This is a genomic window from Microbispora sp. H10949 (assembly GCF_014161435.1).
Classification (GTDB): domain Bacteria; phylum Actinomycetota; class Actinomycetes; order Streptosporangiales; family Streptosporangiaceae; genus Microbispora; species Microbispora triticiradicis.
In genome coordinates this window covers 67,154-86,422 of sequence record NZ_JABBWZ010000014.1, presented here as the reverse complement: position 1 = coordinate 86,422, position 19,269 = coordinate 67,154, and the positions used below count along the sequence as shown (strand labels likewise).

Below are 19,269 nucleotides of genomic sequence, written 5' to 3'. Positions count from 1 at the left end.
AATCCCACCATAGCGGTATTCGAACACAGAGACGAGAATGTAGCCATGCGGAGCATCTGGAAGGGCGCCATCTCGTTCGGTCTGGTCACCATTCCCATCAAGCTGTACTCCGCGACCGAACAGAAGGACGTCAGCTTCCACCAGGTGCACCGGGAGGACGGCGGGCGGATCAAGTACAAGAGGGTCTGCTCGGTCGACGGCGAGGAGGTGCAGTACTCCGACATCGCCAAGGGGTACGAGCTTCCGACCGGTGAGATGGTCGTGCTGACCGACGAGGACTTCGCCGACCTGCCGCTGACCACCTCGCGCCGGATCGACGTGCTGCAGTTCACCCCCGCCGCCCAGATCGACCCCATCTACTTCGCGAAGTCGTACTACCTGGAGCCCGACGGGCAGGGGACGAAGCCGTACGTGCTGCTGCGGGACGCCCTGGAGAGGTCGGGGCAGGTGGCGGTCGTGAAGATCGCCCTCCGCCAGCGGGAGTCGCTGGCCGCGCTGCGGGTCCGGGACGGCGTGTTCGTGCTGGAGACGATGCTCTGGCCGGACGAGATCCGCGAGGCCGAGTTCGGCTTCCTGGAGGAGGACGTCCAGGTGCGGCCCCAGGAACTGAAGATGGCCGAGTCGTTGATCGACACGATGGTGGCAGACTTCGATCCGGCGGAGTACACCGACGCCTACCGGGAGGCTCTGCAGGAGGTCATCGAGGCCAAGGTCGCGGGCAGGGAGATCGTCGCGCCCGAGGCGCCGGCCGAGCAGGGCCCGGCCGTCGACCTCATGGCCGCGCTGCGCGCCAGCGTCGAGGCCGCCAAGCGGGAACGCCAGGGCGCCGGGGCGGCCGAGAAGAGCGCGGCGAAGACTCCGGTGAAGGCCGCCGGGAAGAGCACTGCGAAGAGCGCCACGAAGAGTGCCGCGAAGAGTGCCGCGAAGAGTGCCGCGAAGAGTGACGGCAGGGCGGCCCCGGAAGGCGCGGAGGAGGAGAGCGCGCCCAGGAAGCGGAAGACCCGCCGCTCCGCCTGATCGTCCGCCTCGCCACTGCGCGGGAGCCCCGGCGGCTGTCCCGCCGGGGCTTGTTCACGGTACGGATTGTTCACGGTACGGAAGCGGCGCAGGGTAGCGCCGTCCGGGATCAGTCGTCGTCGTCGCCGTCGATGTCGACCACGGCGTCGCCGGACGCGAAGGCGGTGTTGTCCCGGTGGACCTTCTTGATCCTGTAGTACTTGAAGCTGCGGAAGTCGTTCCGGTTCACGAGCTTGTTCTTGTTGTAGTTGCGGCCATGCCCGTGGCCGTTCCAGCCGTTGCCCCCGTTGGTGCTGATGGTGGCGGTGGTCGGGGTGGAGGCGTGGGCGGTGACGGTGCTCAGAGCGAGCGCGCCGCCGGCCATCGCCGTGCTGACCGCCAGGCCGGTGATGACGTTCCGGAATTTGGGCATAGAGGCCCTCCTCGAAGGATGGATTGCCCGTACTTCTGACTTCTCCGGTGGGAACCGGAGATGTCCGGTTATGACCTATATGTCCGGTCATCGCCGTGGTGTCTTGATTGCCGAAGGGGCCCCCGGCCAAACTCGGCGGGGGAGAGTTTGACCTCTCGTCGCGACTCATGGCGCGGATTGGCCCGGCCGCTGACGCAGTCGGTGTCCGGCCCGCGATTCGCCGGCCGTTCCGGAGGGTACTCGCCCGGCCGTTTTCCCCGTCCCGGTCCCCGATCCTCGCGGCCGCGGACTCGCCCGCCCGTCCAGGGCGTGGAAAGGTCAGGGCTCCGGCGAGGATCTCGCCGGAGCCCTTGTCTCATGCCATCCGGTGGAAGGCGTCTCCAGACTTCCGGTCGCTCGGCGCGCGGATGCGCTGGAAACACCTGGCTGCACTCACCGGCGCCGTCGTCCCCGGCCGGTGGCGGAGAGGCACTCGTGGGTGGTCCCGCCCACCGGCTCCCGTCACCCGACCGGACGGCGCGGTGCCGCGCGAGGCGTCAGGCCTCGCGGATCAGACGTTGTTGCCGTTGTTGTTGTTGCCGTTGTTGGTGTGCTCGCGGTCGTTGCGGTTCCACCAGTCGTTGTTGTTGTGGTCCCACCAGTTCTGGTCGGCCCACCAGTTGTTGTTGAGCCAGTTGAACGCCTTGTCGTCCTTCTCCTGGAAGCCGAAGGCGACGTCCTTGGCGACGAGGCCGAAGGCGTCGTGCTGGGCCTTGTCGTCCTTGTAGAGGTTCTGGCCCCACCAGTTGTTGGTGTCCCAGAAGTTGTTCTGGTTGCGGTCGTTGATGTTGTGGTTGCGGTCGTTGCGCTCCCGGTTGTTGTTGTTCGGGAAGAACGCGCGCGGGAAGTCCACCCCCTTCTTGTTGTCCTGGGCGATGCCGCCCGTGCTGTCGTCGACGCCGTTGGCCGCGCCGTCCTTGACGATGGGGCGGTCCTCGTTCTTCGTGTAGAAGGGGCTGTCGTCGGCGCTGGCGGCCGCGGCACCCATGGCGACGGCGCCGCCGACGACCGCGGTGCTGAGCGCGAGCCCTGCGAAGATCTTCTTGAGGTTGGGCATTATGGTTCCTCCCTGACAGGATTCGATTTCGAATTGCCCTGTGTCTGTCGGCGTTTCCTGGCCGCCTACTGCGGTCAGGATTTTTTCTTCATGGCCCTTATTGGGCCCTGCTCCCGACGCTAGGGTGATTTCCTGCCGGGTGGCCCGACAAACTGACGTCTGCTGCTTTTGATTAATGATTAGCTGCGTATAGGCTTGATTCGATGGATAATGCGCCTTATGTAGTGATAGGTACGATTTGCCCCCTGGCGCGGACGCGGCCCGACGCTCCGTGAGGGGGGTGCCGGCTCAGCTGCGTTCGCCACCAGGGTCGGCCGGCAAGGTCGGGGAGGTCGGGGAGGCGGGGAGCGGCCGCGGTCGCGGGCGGAGAAAGGCCGCGGAAGGACGTGGTGGCGGCGACGACCACGGTCGGGGGAAAGAGCAGGGCTCCGGCGGAACCTTCCCGCCGGAGCCCTTGGTTGTCCCTGTAGGAGGATTGACGGCCGTTCCCGTTCAGACCGCCGCCGCTCGGTGAGCGAGCGGCCGGCCGGTCGGGGAGCGTGTCTCTGCACTCAACGGCGCCGGTTCCTCAGCCGGAGTCGGAGACCTCGTGGGAGGTCTTCGGGATCCGTCGTCTTCCCGGAACGGCGCGATCGTCTCGCAGGAGCCGCTGGACCTGCCTTCTCAGTTCACGTGGTCGTTGTTGTTGTTGTTCCACCAGTTGTTGTCGTTGCAGTTCCACCAGTTGTTGTTGTTCCACCAGGCGTTGTTGAACCAGGTGTTGTCCTTGTTCGTCTTGTCCTGGAAGCCGATCGCGACGTCCTTGGCGACGAGACCGAAGCCGGAGAAGTCGTCCCGCTTGTCGGAGAACGCCCCCTGGTTCCAGAACTGCTGGTTGTTCCACCAGCAGTTGTCGTTGTTCTGGTTGAGGTTGTGGTTCTGGTTGTTCCTGTCGACGTTGTTGTTCGGGCTGGAGAAGACAGGGAAGACGTTCTCCTGATCACCGCGCTCGCCGACACCCCTGTTGCCCTGGGCGATGCCGCCCGTGCTGTCGTCGACGCCGTTGGCGAGGCCGTTCCGGACGATGGGACGGTCGACGTCGCCGGTCCTGGTCACGGCGCCGGCGGCACCGGCGCCCAGGGCCAGTGCGCCGCCGACGGTGGCGGTGCCGAGCGCGAGGCCAGCGATGATCTTGTGGAGCTTGGACATGCGTGTCCCCCTTGACAGGATTCAGTATCCCTGAATTTGTTAAGGGCGTTTCTTTGAGAGAAAGGCCCTTCGGGCTCTTAATTGAGCCCTAACTTCCTGTGCTGTGATGATTTCCAGCGTGGTGGGCAGACAAACGGCCATCTAAGCCTTTTGATCACCAGTTAGACTCTTATGGACTGACTTAGAGGTATTGAAAGTGAAATGTCGCGATTGACCGATTTCTGGAAGGGTGTTCACCGGCCTGGCCACGCGGCGGAAACGGAGGCGGCGGCCTGAGTGCGTCGTCGCGGGTGTCCCGGCAGGCGTCGTTCGCCCGCGTACCGCTGGCGCACCGCCGCCGCATGGCCGCTGGAAATCCTGCCGGGGCAGGGAAGGGCGACCTGGAGGGCTCCGTGCCGCCCGGAACCCGCCGGTGAACCTGTCCCTTCGGGCTCCGTGCCTGAGCCCGCCGTACGGGGGAAAAAGTCAGGGCTCCGGCGAGAGTCTCGCCGGAGCCCTTGTTTCTGCTTTCTGCTGAATCGAACGGCCGTTCCCTGAGCGTGAAGTGCTACGGATCTTTCGGCGCTGTGGGAACGTGGCTGCGCTTCAGGGCGCCGTTCTCCTGTCGAGGCGGTGGACGACCGGGTGGCCGGCCGTATCAGTCATCCCTTCACCCGGCAGGATTCCGAGCGGCGCGGTCGTCTCGCAGGCCGCTGCCGGCCCCGCCTTCTCAGTTGACGAAGTTGTTGTTGTTGTTGTTCCAGTTGTTGCAGTTGTTGTTGTTCCACCAGGAGTTGTTCTGGAACCAGCCGTTGTTGAACCAGTTGCTCTCGCGGTTGGTCTTGTCGCTGAAGGCGATCGTCGCGCAGGGCCCGACGATGGCGAAGTTGGAGTCGCTGTCCAGGTTGTCGCAGAACGCGCTCTGGTTCCAGAAGCTCTGGTTGTTCCAGAAGTTGTTGTTCTGGTTGTTGTTGCACCAGTTGTTGTTCGCGAAGTTGTCGTTGTTGTTGTTCCCGCAGTTGTTATTGTTGTTGGTGTTGAAGGGAACGAAGTTGTTGTTGTTGCAGGGCATGCCGCCGAGACCCATGAGGCCGTCTCCACAGCCGGCGCTCGCGGCCGTGGCGCTCATGGCGATCGCGCCCCCGGCGATCGCGGTGCCGAGTGCGAGTCCGGCGAAAAGCTTCGTGAACTTGGGCATTGCTGTCCCCCTTGAAAGGATTGGAATTCCCCGCATCCTTCGGTATTTCTCCGTGGAGATTCGAGAGAAATACCTCTTGGCCCCCGTGGGCCGGGTTCCTGCGATACGTTGATATCCGGCGACATCACCCGACAAACGCGCCCTTATGGCTTTTGGTCAGCTATTAGCAGGCTATGGCACGAATTGGAGATAAAAGGGGCGACTTGTCCCGTAATGTCCGATTCGAACGTGGGGTGCTCGGTGGAGACCGGAGGCGGGTGGTGGTGTTCCAGAGGGGTTCGAAAGGGCATGGGGCGGGCCGCGGCGGGGGTGGCTGGACGGCGACCCGGAGGTGGCGGCAGGGGGGACCGCGACCTGGATGACGAACCCCCGGGGCGGACGCGGGGAAAGCGGTCGGGGTGGGGGAGACGAAGAGTGCCCGTGCTCACGATGGGCGTGTGACTTCACGCTCAGGTGAGCACGGGCACATGTTTTCGGCACCCGGGCCGGCGGCCCGAGGCTCAGCGCGACCGGTCGTCCCGGTCACGCGAAGGACGCCGCGGATCAGGGAATGGCGTCGTATCCCGGCCGCTCGTAGTCGTCCCTCTTCTTCTTCTCCTCTTCCTTCTTCTTGATGTCGGCGTCGACGTCGATGTCGACGTTCTTGGTCTTGGCCTTCGGGTTGATCTCGGTGGCCGTGTTCGTGCGCGGGTCGGCCTGCGAGGACTGGTCCTGCCAGGGCCGGTTGTGCATCTGGTTCCAGTCGGTGGTGTTGGTGTACGGGTTGGTGGAGTTCTGCGACCACTGGGCGTTCCACGGCACCGCGGCGGAGCCGTTCGACGACTTCTGGAACGGAGTGAGCACGAGCGTGAAGTCACGCATCAGGAACTGGTCCTGGTACTCCGACTGCCGGGCGTGCTGCCACTCGTGGTTCTTGTTCTTGTTCTTGTTCTTGTTGCGGTTCAGCGCCTTGTGCCCCTGGCGCTGCCGGTTGGTGTTGTAGTTGTAGTTGTAGGCCCGCGGGACGTAGCGGGCGCCACCGGACGGAGCGGGAACGTAGCCGCCCATGACGGTCGCCGCGCCGGCTGTGCCGGCGGCGACGCCACCGAGCACGATGGCCGCGCCGCTCAGCGCGGTGCCGAGAGCGAGGGCCCCGGCGATGTTCTTCAACACGGACATTTGGGTGTTTCTCCTCTGAATATCGCGACCCCGGCCCGGTCCGGTGGGGGACCAGGGCGGGTGGTAGTTGGTTCGGCGCCGTCGTGTGTGACGCGGCGCGATGCGTTCACTGGCACCGGCGGCCCTCTCCTCGGAACACGCCTCCGGTGCTCTGTTCTCTCGACTGCTCTCTCAACTGCTCTCGACTGCTCGCACGGCCGCGGACGGAGCGGCGGACGCGGGTGGCGCCGGTGCCGTGTCTCACGGTCATCCGGTCGCCGCCCGTCCCGCCGGGCGGGTGTGCCCGCCGCTCCGCCGCTCGCGTGTGTCTCCCGCCGCTCGCGGGTTCCGGCTCGGGTGAGGCCGCCGGTCACGAGTACGGGTGGCCGTCGGCCGGCGCGTCACCCGTCGTGGCCGGGACGTCTGCCGAGGCCGCTCGTGCCGATCGCGTCAGCGCACGAACTCCGGCTCGCTGCCGTAGTCCTTCTTCTTCTCCTTCTCCACGTCCACGTCGATGTCCGCGTCGATGTCCTTCTTCTTGATGCGCGGGTTGATCTCGGTAGCCGTGTTCGTCTTCGGCTGGGCCTGGGCGTCCTGGCCCTGACGCGGGTTGTTGAACTGGTCGCTGAAGCTGTTCGTGCGGGTGTACGGGTACGACTGCGTGTTTCCGTACTGCCAGTTGTACGGAAGCGCCCGCGCGTCGGTGTCGGTCTTCTGGAACGGCGTGAGGACGAGCGTGAAGTCACGCAGCAGGAACTGGTGCTGGCCCTGGTTCTGCCGCTCGTGCTGCCACTGCTTCGTCTTGTTCTTGTTCTTGTTCTTGTTGCCGTTCAGCGCCTTGTGCTTCTGCCGCTGCGAATTGCGGTTCGCGTTGAAGTTGCCGTAGGGGTACGGGTAGCCACCGCCGCCCACGTAGCCGCCCATGACGGTCGCCGCGTTCGCGCTGCCGGCGGCGACCGCGGTGCCCAGCGTGACGGCACCACCGGTGAGCGCGGCGCTGATCGCGAGGATCCCGACCAGGTTGTTGAACTTGGGCATTTCATGTCCTCCTTGAAGGATTGTTGCCCCGACACTCCGGCGTTTTCCAAGTCGTTCGGAAAATGCCCTTACTGATGACCCTTGGTGGATCATCCCTGCATTGTCTTGATTTCCTCGGTGTCCGAGCGACAAACGGCGATCGGCGGCTTTTGCCTTCTGCTTATCGCTTTATTGGCTCCGTTGAACCGCTAGCGCTCGGTTTGGCGTGGAATGTCATTCATATCCGCATTTCGAAATGTCCGAATGGGGTGGATATTGGGCTTATGTCGCGACCGGCCGATCGGGATGAACCGGATGATCGCTCCCGTCTCGCCTGGGTAGGGGGAGCGCCTGCCGAGGTGTCGCAGGGGCGGGGTTATGGTCGGAAACGCGAGGTGAACGGGGGAGGACACGTGCGAGACGAGCCGATTCCGGTGTGGCCCGGCCGGTTCATCGACGTGGAGGGCGGTGGCCGCCTCCATCTCCGGGCGACTCCGGAGGGGCCGCGGGAGACCGCCGTCTACGTACACGGACTGGCGGGTTCGGCGACGAACTGGACGGACCTGATGGGCGAGCTCGCCGGTGAGGTGCGGGGCGTCGCGGTCGACCTGCCCGGCGCCGGGCACTCCCCGGAGCCGCCGGACGGCGACTACTCCGTCGCGGCCAACGCCACCGCGGTGGTCAGGCTCGTCGAGGCGCTCGGGGACGGCCCGGTCCACCTGTTCGGTCACTCCATGGGCGGCGCGGTCTCGGTCCGGGTCGCGGCCACGCGGCCCGACCTGGTCCGGTCGCTGACGCTGGTCTCGCCGGCGCTGCCCGACCTGCGGCCGAGGTACGGCCCGGCCAGGATCGCCCTGTCGGCCGCCCCGTCCATCGGCGAGCTGGCCGTCCGGTGGCTGAGCGCGCTCCCGCCCGAGCGGCGCGTGCTGGCGACGGTGAGCATGTGCTACGCCGACACGGGCCGTGTGCATCCGGACCGGCTGCGCGAGGCGGTGGAGGAACTGCGCCGCCGCGACGCGCTTCCGCACGCGGTGTTGTCCATGGTCGGCTGCACCCGTGCGATCGTGCGGGAGTACTTCAGGTTCGGCGAGGAGAACCTCTGGCGGCAGGCCGGGCGGGTCACCGCGCCCACCCTCGTCGTCTACGGCCTGCGCGACCGCCTGATCCACGCCCGCATGGTGCACCGGTCCGGGCGGGCCTTCCGTGACGTGCGCCTGGTCACACTCCCGCACGCCGGGCACGTGGCGCAGATGGAGTATCCCGAGCTCGTCGCGCGGGAGGCGCGCCGCCTGCTGGCCTACACGAGGATGTCCCCGCGCCGAACAGCGTGATTGGGGAATGCGGGGCCACCCCGGTTAAGTTGTGAGAAGAGCTTGTGATGGGCCCATGGAGCCGAGCGCGACCATTGGCACGAAGACGGACACGCAAAGCAGGAGTGGAACTGTGTCGTTGCCACCGCTGGTAGAGCCGGCAGCAGAGCTGACGGTCGACGAGGTGCGCCGCTACTCGCGCCACCTGATCATCCCCGATGTGGGCATGGCGGGTCAGAAGCGGCTCAAGAACGCCAAGGTGCTGTGTGTGGGCGCGGGCGGCCTGGGCTCTCCCGCCCTGCTGTACCTGGCCGCGGCCGGGGTGGGCACCCTCGGCATCGTCGACTTCGACGTCGTCGACGAGTCGAACCTCCAGCGGCAGGTGATCCACGGCCAGTCGGACGTGGGCCGGCTGAAGGCCGAGTCGGCCGCCGCGAGCGTGCGCGAGGTCAACCCGCTGGTCAACGTCATCATTCACAACGTCGCTCTGACGACCGACAACGTGATGGACATCTTCTCCGGCTACGACCTGATCGTGGACGGCACGGACAACTTCGCCACCCGCTACATGGTCAACGACGCGGCCGTGCTGCTGGGCAAGCCGTACGTGTGGGGGTCCATCTACCGCTTCGACGGCCAGGCGAGCGTCTTCTGGGCCGAGCACGGGCCTTGCTACCGCTGCCTCTACCCCGAGCCCCCGCCGCCGGGCATGGTGCCGAGCTGCGCCGAGGGCGGCGTGCTCGGCGTGCTGTGCGCGTCGATCGGCTCCATCCAGGTGAACGAGGCCATCAAGGTCCTCACCGGCGTCGGCGAGCCCCTCGTCGGCCGCCTGATGATCTACGACGCGCTGGAGATGAAGTACCGGGACGTCAAGGTCCGCAAGGACCCCGAGTGCCCGCTGTGCGGCAAGAACCCCTCGATCACCGAGCTGATCGACTACGAGGCGTTCTGCGGCACGATCTCCGACGAGGCCCAGCAGGCCGCCGCGGGCAGCACGATCACCGCGGCCGAGCTCGAGGCGATGCGCGACCGCGGCGACGACATCATGATCATCGACGTCCGCGAGCCGAACGAGTACGAGATCGTCAACATCCCCGGCGCCGTGCTGATCCCCAAGGGCGAGTTCCTCAACGGCTCGGCCCTGGAGGGGCTCCCGCAGGACCGGAAGATCGTGCTGCACTGCAAGTCGGGCGCCCGCTCGGCGGAGGTCCTCGCGGTGCTGAAGAACGCCGGCTTCTCCGACGCCGTCCACGTGGGCGGCGGCGTGCTGAGCTGGGTCAAGACGGTCGACCCCAGCCTGCCGACCTACTGATCGCCGCCACGGGGCTTCCCCACGACGGCCGCGGCCGCCGCCTCCACCCCGGAGGCGGCGGCCGCGTCGTTCCGGCCCCCGCGCTCAGAGGGGCCTGCCCGCGGGCTGCCCGCGTTCCTCCGGCACCACGTTGAGACCGCTGGGCGAGACGATGCGCTGCAGGTTCGCGACGTACGCCGTGAACGCCGCCCGACCCCTGTCCGTGAGCTTGAACCAGGTCTTGGGCCGCTTGCCCACGTACCCCTTGCGTACGTGGACGTATCCCGCGTTCTCCAGCGCGCTGCCCTGCTTGGACAGGACCGAGTCGCTGACGCCCAGGGTGTCGCGGACGAACGCGAACTCCGCCTCCTCGGCCGCGGCGAGCAGCGAGACGATCTGCAGCCGGGTGGGCGCGTGGATGACGGGGTCGAGTTCCATCACGAGCCGCTCTCGATCCGGCGCGCCAGCATCGCCGACATCCACCGGCCGACGAACGGTCCGGTGACCAGCAGGAACGCGGTCATGACCAGGCCGGCGTAGGTCCGCGCGTAGGCCACCTCCGCCGCGTCGAGCCGGAAGGCGACGGCGAGGCAGAGCCCGATGCCCAGCGCGAGCCAGAGCATGAAGAGCGTCATGACGTTCGCCCGCACCAGGCTGCGGTGGGCCGTCATGGTGCGGGTGCGCACCAGCAGGGCGATCAGCGCGCCCATGCCGGCGGCCAGCAGGAGGCCGGTGACCATCATCACCACGACGGGCGTGCCGGGCTCCGTGACGAACTGCACGCCGGTCACGAACAGCCCGACCCCGGCGGCGTACCAGGCCGGGAACCAGGCCTGCGACCTGACCGCCTTGGCCTGAGTCCGCCGGATGAGCGCCAGGCTCCGCTCCGCTTCCTCGACGTTCATGGGGACTCCGTTCGCGTGACAACCACTTTCCAGTGTGGAAAGTACTTTTCGCTTTCCATCGCGTCAAGTACTTTCCGTCGCATTTGGGGGTATGGCGGGCGGTTGGTCGCGTTAAGGTCACGTAGGAGAGGAGGCCGAGACGCGAACGGAGGCGCAGTGGGCGAGACCCGCACCTGGCCGGCCGTCGCCGTGGCCTCCGCGATCACTTTGATCTGCGCGATCGTCGGCGGCATCGCGGCGAGCGCGGCGGTCGCCGAGCTCACCCGGGGGCCCAGCCGGGCCGAGTTGCGCGAGGCGCAGGCGGCCGAGACGGCGCTGCGCTGGGAACGCTGGCCGGTGGGGCGCGTCTTCCCCGCGAGCCTGGCGTACAACAGCGAGCAGGGCGGCCGCGAGCTGGCGCGGCGGGTGGGCGTCTCCACGCGCACCGACTGCCGGTCGGCCGTCGACACCGCCGCCGTCAGGGCGCTGCGCGCGGCCGGGTGCCGGGCGGTCCTGCGGGCCACCTACCTCGACGGCCTGCAGGGCGTCGTGGTCACGATCGGCGTGGCGGCCTTCCCCGACGCGGCCCGGGCGCGCACCGCGCTCGCCGCCTTCCCCCGCGAGGGGGCGCCCGTCCCGGGCCTGCGCGCCCTCCCGTTCCCCGGCACCGTGACCGACCGCTTCACCGCGGGCGGACGGCAGGCCGCGACCGTACGGCAGGCCGGGCCCTACCTCGTGCTGACCACGGCGGGCCAGGTCGACGGGCGGCCGGCCCGCGGGGTCGGGCAGCAGCGGGCGACGATCTTCTCGTTCGCCGGCGACCTGGCCGGGGACGTCGCCGCGATCCTGACCGCACCGGTGTCCCCGGACTGCCGGGCCCGGGAGTGGCAGTGCTGACCCGCCGCGCCCGGACGAAGATCCGGAGGTGCGTCCTGGCCGCGCTCACGGCCGGGACGCTCACCCTGCCCGGCGGGGCGTTCCTCCACGCGGCCCGGGCCGACGACGTACGGCTCAGCCAGCAGGACGTGCTGCGGACCCTCGACGTCGACGACGCGTGGCAACTGACGAAGGGCGCGGGCGTCACGGTGGCGGTCCTGGACTCGGGGGTGGACCCCGACCACCGCGACCTCGCCGGTTCGGTCGTCACCGGCAGGGACTTCACCGCCGGTGCCAACCCCCGCGGGGTGCAGCCGGTGCGGCTGCACGGCACGTACATGGCCTCGCTCATCGCCGGGCACGGACACGGCCCCGGCGGGGCCGACGGCATCATCGGCGTCGCGCCGGAGGCCAGGGTGCTGTCCGTGCGGGTGATCCTGGAGGACGAGGAGCCAGGGTTCCGCACGTTCAACTCCGACGCGCGTTACGAGGGCGTGGTCGCCAAGGGCATCAGGTACGCCGTGGACCACGGCGCCGAGGTCGTCAACCTGTCGCTGTCGAAGGACATGCCGACGGAGGACGAGCGCGCGGCCATCCGGTACGCGATCTCCAAGGGCGTGGTCCTGGTCGCCGCGGCGGGCAACGACGGCGCGGGCAAGCAGACCGCGCCGTACTCCTACCCCGCGGCGATCCCCGGCGTGATCTCGGTGGCCGCGGTCACCTCCACGCTGCGGCGGGCCTCGTTCTCCAACCGCAACTCCTCGGTCATGGTGGCCGCCCCCGGCGTGGACGTCCTCGGGGCGGGCCCGGGCGACGAGTACTGGGTCGGCCGGGGCACCTCGCAGGCCACCGCGCTCGTCTCCGGGATCGCCGCGCTCATCAAGTCGCGCCATCCGCGGATGTCGCCCGCGCTCGTCGCGCAGGCGCTCACCTCGTCGCCCGCCCGCAAGGGGCCCTACAACACGGGCACCGGCTTCGGGGTGGTCAACGCGTACCGCGCGCTGAGCGTCGCGGCCACCCTCGCGCGGCACCGCGCCGTCGCCTCCGGCGCCGGCGTGCTGAACCCCGCGCGCCCCCTCCGTACGGCGGCGCGCGGCCAGGAGCCCATCGTGGTCGTACGGCGCGACACCGGCGCGATCCTGCTCTACGGCGGCATCGCGCTCGCCGCGTTCGCGGGCTCCGGCGCGGGACTCGCCGTCCTGCTCGTGCTCGCCCGGCGGGCGAGCCGGCGGGAACGAGAGGACGACGCACTGCCTCCGGCTCCTTGGCCGTCGAGCCTGCCGACGTAGCATCGGAGTATGCCGCCCGAGCAGTCCCACAGCCCCAAGAGGGCGCGGATCCCGCAGACGGCCCGGCTGCCGCGCCGGGCGCGGGCGCGGCCCTGGACGGCGTCGCGGGGACGCGCCGCCGCGGCGCTGGCGGCCAGGGAGCGGGCGGAACTGGCGCGCGGGGTCCGGTTCCGGTCGGCCTATCTCACGATCATGGGTGTCGTCCTCGCCGTGGCCGCGGTCAACGTGCTCCTCGGGGCGTTCGGGCTCTTCCGCGAGACCCGGTCGAGGCCGCTCACCGACGCCGAGCGCGCCCGCTACGTCGCGCAGGACGTGGCCCGCCGATGGCAGGCCTGGCCCGCGGGGATGGTCTTCCCCGAGGAGCTTCCCTACACCGGGCTCGGCCGGACCCAGCAGTACGCGCGCAGGGTCGGCATCGCGCCCGAGGCGGCGTGCGGGTCGGTGGTCGACGCCACGGTGGCGCCGGTGCTGAGCGAGCACGGCTGCGTGACCCTGCTGCGTGCCACGTACGTCGACCAGACGGCCACCTTCGCCGTCACCGTGGGCGTCGCCGTCATGCCGAGCGAGGAGGCGCGCGCCGACGCGGCGGCCGACCTGCCCGTGGACGACCGGGTGGGGGTGCGGCCGGTGGCCTTCCCCGGCACGGTCACCGACTCGTTCGGCGCGGCCCAGCGGCAGCGCACCGGCTGGGTCGGCGCGGGACCGTACATCGTCTTCCTCACAGTGGGGTACACAGACGGAAGGACACGCGCGTCCGTCCCCCTGGAGGAACAGGTGAACAGCGAGATGTGGCCCCTGGCCCAGACCGTGGCCGGGCGCATCGCGCGTGCCCTCGGCGAGCCCCCGGACGTCCCCCGCTGCACCCAGGGGAACGCGTGCTGAGGGCCGTCTCGCTCCGCGCGGGGCTGGCGGCCCTCCTGCTCGGGACCGGCCCGGCCGTCTCCGCGGCGGCCCTGCCGGACGAGATCCCCGCCGCCGCACGGGTCGCGGCGCCGGGCGGCGGGGAGGAGCGGTGGGCGCTCGACGTCGTCGACGCCGCCGAAGCCTGGAAGGTGACCAAGGGCGCCGGGGTGGTCGTGGCCCTCCTCGGCGAGGGCCAGCCCGACACCGGCCTGCCCGAACTGGCCGGCCGGGTCGAGCGCGGACCGGACATGACGGGCACCGTGATCGGCGACGAGACGCAGCGGCCGGGCGACGACGCGACCGGGCTGGCATCGGTGATCGCGGGGAGCGGAAGCGGCGGCGGGTTCTCCGGGGTCGCGCCGGAGGCGCGGGTGCTGTCCCTTCCCGTCACGGTCGACCGGCCGGAGCGTGACTACGTCGATCCCGAGGAACGGCCGGAGGAGACGCGGGACAGCCCGCTCGCCCGCGGCATCCGGTACGCCACCGCCCAGGGAGCCAAGGTCATCTGCCTGCCCGTCCCGGCGTACGGCGTCGACCGCGTGGAGCGCGACGCCATCTCCTTCGCGCTGGCCAGAGGCGTCGTGCTCGTGGCCGCGGCGGGAGACGCGGGCCAGTCGGCGTACACGCGCCAGAACGGCACCTCCTTCTGGGCGTTCCCGGCGGGATATCCCGGAGTGGTGGGCGTGGGCGCCGTCGACCGGCGGGGCGGCAAGACCTCCGGCAGCAGCGACAACCTCTCGGTCCTGGTCGCCGCGCCCGGAGAGCGGGTGCCGGTCGCGCTTCCCGGCGGACGCAGGGGCACGGCGTCGGGAACGGGAGTGGCCAGCGCGATTGTCGCCGGCGCCATCGCGCTAATTAAGGCGAAATATCCGGATTTGCCGCCGGAATTGGTATCGCGGGCACTGACCGCGACGTCGCGTCCCCATCCACCCGCCGGTTATGACGACAAAGTCGGATTCGGAGTCGTGGACGCGGCGGCGGCCCTCGCGAAAGCCGGAGAACTGGTCGGATACGGCCACGCGTCGGCGGTGCAGGACGACGCGCACTTCGGCAAGGGCCCGGTCTCACGGGCGCCCGCGCGCCCGGGGCCGGATCCCGTTAGGCTCTGGGTCTACGGCATCGCCGTCGTTCTCGGGATCGGCGGTTTCTGCGCGGCCGCCCTCGCGCTCAGCCGCCGGTGATCACATGTTGGCCGCCGTTCGGCCGCATTTCGGGCGCGGTCTTCCCGTTGTTCGCGTTTCCGGTCACAAAGCCGGGTCAATTTTCGCTAAGGTCGCGGCTCATGGGGTACGAGCTGCGCGTAGAGCGTGATGCACCGCTCGCCTACGCAGAACTCGCGAACGTCACGGCGCAGGCCGGATTCGAGCTGCGAGGGTCGCACGAGGCGGGCGAGGTCCTGGCGCGCCACGGCGACTCCGAGCACCGGATCGCGACCTGGTCCGGACGGCTCGCGGGCCAGCCGGGGTCGGACTGGCAGGTCGCCCAGCTCGCCCGGCTCACCGATCTCATGGGAGCCCGGCTCGTGGGCGAGGACGGCGAGGCGTACGGCATCAGGAACGGCGTCGTCGAGCAGATCAACGGGGCGGCGACCTACGAGTTCGGCAAGCTCGAAGAGATCATCGCGGCCGGGCCCACCGACTGGGGTGTCTGAGGCCGGCCGCGAGCCCCCGCCGTACGCGGAGCGGGTGCTCGACGTGGTGGAGCGGATCCCGCCCGGCAAGGTCATGTCGTACGGAGACGTCGCCGAGTATCTCGGCGAGGGCGGTCCCCGGCAGGTCGGCCGGGTGATGTCCCTGTGGGGCGGCGCCGTGCCGTGGTGGCGGGTCATCCGCGCCGACGGGACCCCGGCGGCCGGCCTGGAGGCCGAATGCCTGGCGAGATGGCGGGCCGAGGGCACCCCGACCCGGGGCGCGCGGGCCGACATGCGCACGGCCCGCTGGGACGGCCGCGAGTGACGCCCCGGATCCGGCCCGGCCCCTGACGGGTCACCCTTCGCCGTCGGCGCGTCACGCGCCGGATCACACGAAATTCACAGGCTGCACGGAGTCAGGTCTGGCAGTGTCCTGACAGCATTACCATTTTCTGAACACAGGTCTGGCGAAGGGCGGTGCCTCCCTTATGACACCCGCACCCACGAGCGACGCCGTCGCTGAACGATTGCGGGCTGTCCAGGAGCTTTACGACCGGGGCGAGCCCATCGACGCGTTGGTCGCGCTCGTGCGCGCGGAGGGCCTGAGCCCCGCGCAGCGCAGAGAGCTCGACCGTGAGGCGATCGTCGGCCCCCTGGGCCTGCGCCTCGACGCCGCGGCCAAGCGCGGGGCGGCCCGCCGCCGCCAGGCCGTCGACGTGCTCCGGCCGTACCTGGCGCAGGTCGATCCGAAGGTCAAGCGGGAGCTGCCGGTCGGGCGCCGGGTCGCCTGCCACCTCATCGAGACCCAGGATCCGGGCGCGCTCGCCGAGGGCGACGCGCTGGTCAAGCTGGCCGCCGCCGCGGCCGAGCCGTCCCGCCGGGTCCGCCGGGGCCTGCGGTGGTACGCCGACCTGCCGGTGGAGGTCGGCGACCCCTCGCTGCTGCGCCTGCGGGCGGCCGACCTCGTGCCGGTGACGCAGATCGACGACATCACCTGGGCGGGCAACCGGCTGCGGATCACCGGGCACGCCTACATCGCGGGCCTGTCGGTCCGCGGCCGGCGCTTCAACCACGCCACGGTCGTGCTGCGCGGCCCCCGCTGGCTGCCCCGGGTCACGCTGCGGACCCGGCGGATCTACCGCCCGGAGGCCACCCACGCCGCCCGGGAGCCCGGGTGCAACTACGACTGGGCGGGCTTCACCGCCGAACTGCACCCGTTCTCGCTGCGCTGGCGGGCGGGGGTGCGGGCCCTGGTGCGCGGCGCCAAGCGGCTGCTGCGCCGCCGCCACACCGTCCAGGACACCACCACCTGGCGGGCCGAGATCGTCATCTGGAGCCGCGCCGCCCGGTCCAGGGGCGTGCTGCGCGGCCCCGTGATCGGCCGCACTGAGCGGCCGGCCGGCCTGCGGGTGCGCCCGCGCTGGTGGGTGCGCCCGGTGTGGACCTCCGACAAGGCGCTGCAGGTGGTCTACCAGCCCACCCGCGCGGAGCTCACCGGCGTCCGGCTGAACGGCGACAGCGTCGAGCTCACCGGCTTCCTGCCGGGCCGGCCGGTCGCCAGGGGCAAGGCCCGCGTCGGCGGGCACCGGATGTCGGCCGACTTCACCCCGGCCGAGGGCGGCAGCCGCTTCTCGCTCTCGCTCGCGGTCAACACCCTGCTCAGCGCCGAGTCCCGGCGGCTGTGGGTCGAGCCGAAGGGCGACCCGGCGGCGGCGGTGATGCTGGAGGGCGCGGAGGAGACGCGGCTGCTCGTGGGCGACCGCGAGATCACCGTGCAGGGCGACCGGCGCGACCGGGTCGTCATCTCCGGCCACAAGATCCTGCCCGTGATCACCTCCGCCGTGTGGCAGGACGAGTCGATCACGCTGAGCGGGCGCTACCCCGACCCGGACGACGGCCCGCGCGACCTCGTGCTGCGGCACCGGGGCGGGCTCACCATCCGCGTCCCGCTGGAGCGCGACGGCGAGCGGTTCACCGTACGGCTGTCGCCCGGCGCGATGCCGCGCTTCGGCACGGCCGTGCCGCTGGCCGAGGGCACCTGGAACATCTCGGTGGCCCCGCCCGGCAAGTACGGCCCCGCCATGGTGCCCACCCGGTTCGACCACGCGGCGCTCGACGGGCTGGACGAGGGGCCCCGGACGATCGGCGGCCGGGTCTACCGGTTCGTCGCCACCCGGTTCGACGTGCCGGTGCTGGTCACGGCCGAGGACCGGCCGGGCGACGAGCGGAGCGCGGCGGGCGTCTGGGCGCTCAGCCGCACGTTCTACCCCGCCGAGCGGGCCCGGCCGGTGCGTGACGCCACCGTCTACGTCTCCTTCGACGGCCGTGCCTACTCCGACAACCCGCGGGCCATCTACGAGGAGCGGCTGCGCCGCGGCGACGAGAGCGAGCACATCTGGGTCGTCCGGGACGGCGCGTTCGTCCCGCCGGGCTCGCGCGAGCTGGGGCTCGGCGACGGCGTGACGCCCACCGTCGTGCGCGAGGGCAGCCGCGAGCACTACGAGGCGCTGGCCCGGGCGCGGTACGTCGTCTCCAACGGCTTCCTGCCGCAGTGGTTCCGCGCCCGTGACGAGCAAATGTGCGTGCAGACCTGGCACGGCACGCCGATCAAGCACATCGGCCGCGACCAGGCCCACATGAAGCGGGAGCCCCGGCCCCCGGTCTGGCACCGCCAGGCCGTCGAGGTGCGCGGATGGGACCTGCTGCTGTCGCAGAGCCCCTGGGCGTCGTCGGTGCTCCGCAAGGCGTTCGGCTACGAGGGCGAGATCCTCGAGTCGGGCTACCCGCGCAACGACGTGCTGCTCGCCGGTGACCGCGACGTCATCGCGGCCGAGATCCGGCGCCGCATCGGCGTCCCCGAGAGCAAGCGGGTCGTCCTGTACGCGCCGACCTTCCGGGACTGGGACCGCAGGAACGCGGCGGTCAAGCTCGACCTGGCCGACGCGAGGCAGGCCCTGGGGGACGACCACGTCGTGCTGGTGCGCGGGCACATGATGCAGGCCTTCCCGCACGTGCACGCGCACGGCGGGTTCGCGATCGACGTCACGACCTACCCCGACACCGCCGACCTGATGCTGATCGCCGACGTGCTGGTGACCGACTACTCGTCGGTGGTGTTCGACTTCGTGGCGACCGGGCGGCCGGTCGTGCTGTTCACGCCGGACCTGGCCAAGTATCGCTCGTCCCGCGGGCTGTACCTCGACCTGGAGTCGCAGCGGCCGGGGCCGCGCCTGGAGACCTCCGCCGAGGTGGTGGAGACGCTCCGCCACATCGACACGGTCACCGCGAAGCTGCACGACCGCTACGCCGCCTTCGTCCGCACCTACGCCCCCCACGACAACGGCAAGGCCGCCGCCCGCGTCGTCGACCACGTCTTCACGTCTTGACCGGCACCGAGGACGTCGTGGACAGCGGGGAAGAGGTATCGGACGGACGAGGTTCGCCGGGGACGGGACCACGAACGCGGCCGTACGGGCGGATGCTCGTGCTGGCCGCGGTGGTCCTCCTCGTGGACCAGGCCTCCAAGCTCTGGGCGACCTCCGCGCTCTCCGACGGTGCGGCCATCACGGTGATCCCGCGGCTGCTGCGCTTCCGGCTGCTGCTGAACCCAGGCGCCGCGTTCTCGATCGGCGAGGGGGCGACCTGGGTGTTCACCCTGGCCGCGGCCGGCGCGGTCGGCGGCATCCTCTACGTCGGGCGGCGGCTGCGTTCACCGGCCTGGACCCTGGTGCTGGGCGCGTTGCTGGGAGGCGCCACCTCCCATCTGCTCGACCGCCTCTTCCGCCCGCCCGGCTTCGCCCAGGGCCATGTCGTGGACTTCATCGACTACGGCGGCCTGTTCGTCGGCAACGTGGCGGACATCGCGCTGGTCGGTGGCTGCGCCCTCCTCCTGCTGCTCAACCTGCGCGACGTCCCCCTCGGAGACCCGGCCGACCAGGCCCGCCCCTCCTCGTAAGCCAGGCGGGGGGCCCGATGAGCATGGGATTCGAGGCGTCGGGCGAGACCGGATAGCGCTGTACTGGGCATTCGGGCACGATCTGCC

Annotated in this window: 19 protein-coding genes; 11 read left to right on the top strand and 8 right to left on the bottom strand. The window is 70.1% G+C overall.

Annotation, left to right across the window (positions count from 1 at the left end):
• Positions 1–45 precede the first annotated feature (45 nt).
• Positions 46–1,017 (top strand): Ku protein, encoded by a 972-nt coding sequence (locus HHX40_RS31105; protein ID WP_182883435.1) that lies wholly within the window; start codon positions 46–48, stop codon positions 1,015–1,017.
• A gap of 109 nt (positions 1,018–1,126) precedes the next feature.
• On the opposite strand, the gene HHX40_RS31100 is transcribed toward HHX40_RS31105, so the two are convergent.
• The 6 genes from HHX40_RS31100 to HHX40_RS31075 all read right to left on the bottom strand — a co-directional run bounded on the left by HHX40_RS31100 (position 1,127) and on the right by HHX40_RS31075 (position 7,065).
• Positions 1,127–1,429, bottom strand: a complete 303-nt coding sequence (locus HHX40_RS31100) for a hypothetical protein (protein ID WP_182883434.1) — start codon at positions 1,427–1,429, stop codon at positions 1,127–1,129.
• Between the two features lie 550 nt (positions 1,430–1,979).
• A complete protein-coding gene (locus tag HHX40_RS31095; protein WP_182875861.1) occupies positions 1,980–2,525 on the bottom strand; it encodes a hypothetical protein in 546 nt (181 codons plus the stop codon).
• Between the two features lie 663 nt (positions 2,526–3,188).
• Positions 3,189–3,713 carry a hypothetical protein gene (locus HHX40_RS31090; RefSeq protein WP_182883433.1) on the bottom strand — a complete coding sequence of 175 codons (525 nt, stop codon included), beginning with the start codon at positions 3,711–3,713 and terminating at the stop codon, positions 3,189–3,191.
• A 709-nt stretch (positions 3,714–4,422) separates the two neighbouring features.
• A complete protein-coding gene (locus HHX40_RS31085) occupies positions 4,423–4,890 on the bottom strand; it encodes a hypothetical protein (RefSeq protein ID WP_182883432.1) in 468 nt (155 codons plus the stop codon).
• 543 nt (positions 4,891–5,433) lie between these two features.
• Complete coding sequence (locus HHX40_RS31080) at positions 5,434–6,048, bottom strand: hypothetical protein (protein ID WP_117409100.1); 615 nt, start codon at positions 6,046–6,048, stop codon at positions 5,434–5,436.
• 429 nt (positions 6,049–6,477) lie between these two features.
• Positions 6,478–7,065 (bottom strand): hypothetical protein, encoded by a 588-nt coding sequence (locus HHX40_RS31075; protein WP_117409099.1) that lies wholly within the window; start codon positions 7,063–7,065, stop codon positions 6,478–6,480.
• Between the two features lie 392 nt (positions 7,066–7,457).
• Between HHX40_RS31075 and HHX40_RS31070 the strand changes: the two genes are divergently transcribed.
• Complete coding sequence (locus tag HHX40_RS31070; RefSeq protein ID WP_182883431.1) at positions 7,458–8,375, top strand: alpha/beta fold hydrolase; 918 nt, start codon at positions 7,458–7,460, stop codon at positions 8,373–8,375.
• A 112-nt stretch (positions 8,376–8,487) separates the two neighbouring features.
• Positions 8,488–9,666 carry an adenylyltransferase/sulfurtransferase MoeZ gene (gene moeZ, locus HHX40_RS31065; protein ID WP_117409097.1) on the top strand — a complete coding sequence of 393 codons (1,179 nt, stop codon included), beginning with the start codon at positions 8,488–8,490 and terminating at the stop codon, positions 9,664–9,666.
• An 84-nt stretch (positions 9,667–9,750) separates the two neighbouring features.
• Here the strand turns inward: moeZ and HHX40_RS31060 are convergent, their stop codons facing one another.
• Positions 9,751–10,083 (bottom strand): winged helix-turn-helix domain-containing protein, encoded by a 333-nt coding sequence (locus HHX40_RS31060; protein ID WP_182883505.1) that lies wholly within the window; start codon positions 10,081–10,083, stop codon positions 9,751–9,753.
• Positions 10,083–10,550, bottom strand: a complete 468-nt coding sequence (locus HHX40_RS31055) for a hypothetical protein (protein ID WP_182883430.1) — start codon at positions 10,548–10,550, stop codon at positions 10,083–10,085. Before HHX40_RS31055 ends, HHX40_RS31060 begins: the two co-directional genes overlap by 1 nt.
• A gap of 156 nt (positions 10,551–10,706) precedes the next feature.
• Between HHX40_RS31055 and HHX40_RS31050 the strand changes: the two genes are divergently transcribed.
• The 8 genes from HHX40_RS31050 (at position 10,707) to HHX40_RS31015 (ending at position 19,182) form a co-directional block, all read left to right on the top strand.
• The gene (locus HHX40_RS31050) at positions 10,707–11,426 is read left to right on the top strand and encodes a hypothetical protein (protein ID WP_117409094.1); all 720 of its coding nucleotides are present in this window, start codon (positions 10,707–10,709) and stop codon (positions 11,424–11,426) included.
• A complete protein-coding gene (locus HHX40_RS31045) occupies positions 11,420–12,694 on the top strand; it encodes a S8 family serine peptidase (RefSeq protein ID WP_244302370.1) in 1,275 nt (424 codons plus the stop codon). The genes HHX40_RS31050 and HHX40_RS31045 overlap by 7 nt, the downstream gene beginning before the upstream one ends.
• A gap of 9 nt (positions 12,695–12,703) precedes the next feature.
• Positions 12,704–13,576, top strand: coding sequence for a hypothetical protein (locus HHX40_RS31040; protein ID WP_259404077.1), 873 nt, complete (start codon positions 12,704–12,706; stop codon positions 13,574–13,576).
• Positions 13,570–14,778 carry a S8 family serine peptidase gene (locus tag HHX40_RS31035; RefSeq protein ID WP_182883429.1) on the top strand — a complete coding sequence of 403 codons (1,209 nt, stop codon included), beginning with the start codon at positions 13,570–13,572 and terminating at the stop codon, positions 14,776–14,778. Before HHX40_RS31040 ends, HHX40_RS31035 begins: the two co-directional genes overlap by 7 nt.
• A gap of 101 nt (positions 14,779–14,879) precedes the next feature.
• Positions 14,880–15,248, top strand: a complete 369-nt coding sequence (locus HHX40_RS31030; protein ID WP_182883428.1) for a hypothetical protein — start codon at positions 14,880–14,882, stop codon at positions 15,246–15,248.
• Positions 15,241–15,552: an MGMT family protein gene (locus HHX40_RS31025; protein ID WP_117409451.1), complete on the top strand. Its 312-nt coding sequence runs from the start codon at positions 15,241–15,243 to the stop codon at positions 15,550–15,552. Before HHX40_RS31030 ends, HHX40_RS31025 begins: the two co-directional genes overlap by 8 nt.
• A 202-nt stretch (positions 15,553–15,754) precedes the next feature.
• Positions 15,755–18,613 (top strand): CDP-glycerol glycerophosphotransferase family protein, encoded by a 2,859-nt coding sequence (locus tag HHX40_RS31020; protein ID WP_259404076.1) that lies wholly within the window; start codon positions 15,755–15,757, stop codon positions 18,611–18,613.
• Complete coding sequence (locus tag HHX40_RS31015) at positions 18,610–19,182, top strand: signal peptidase II (protein ID WP_220499789.1); 573 nt, start codon at positions 18,610–18,612, stop codon at positions 19,180–19,182. Before HHX40_RS31020 ends, HHX40_RS31015 begins: the two co-directional genes overlap by 4 nt.
• The last annotated feature ends 87 nt before the right edge of the window (positions 19,183–19,269 follow it).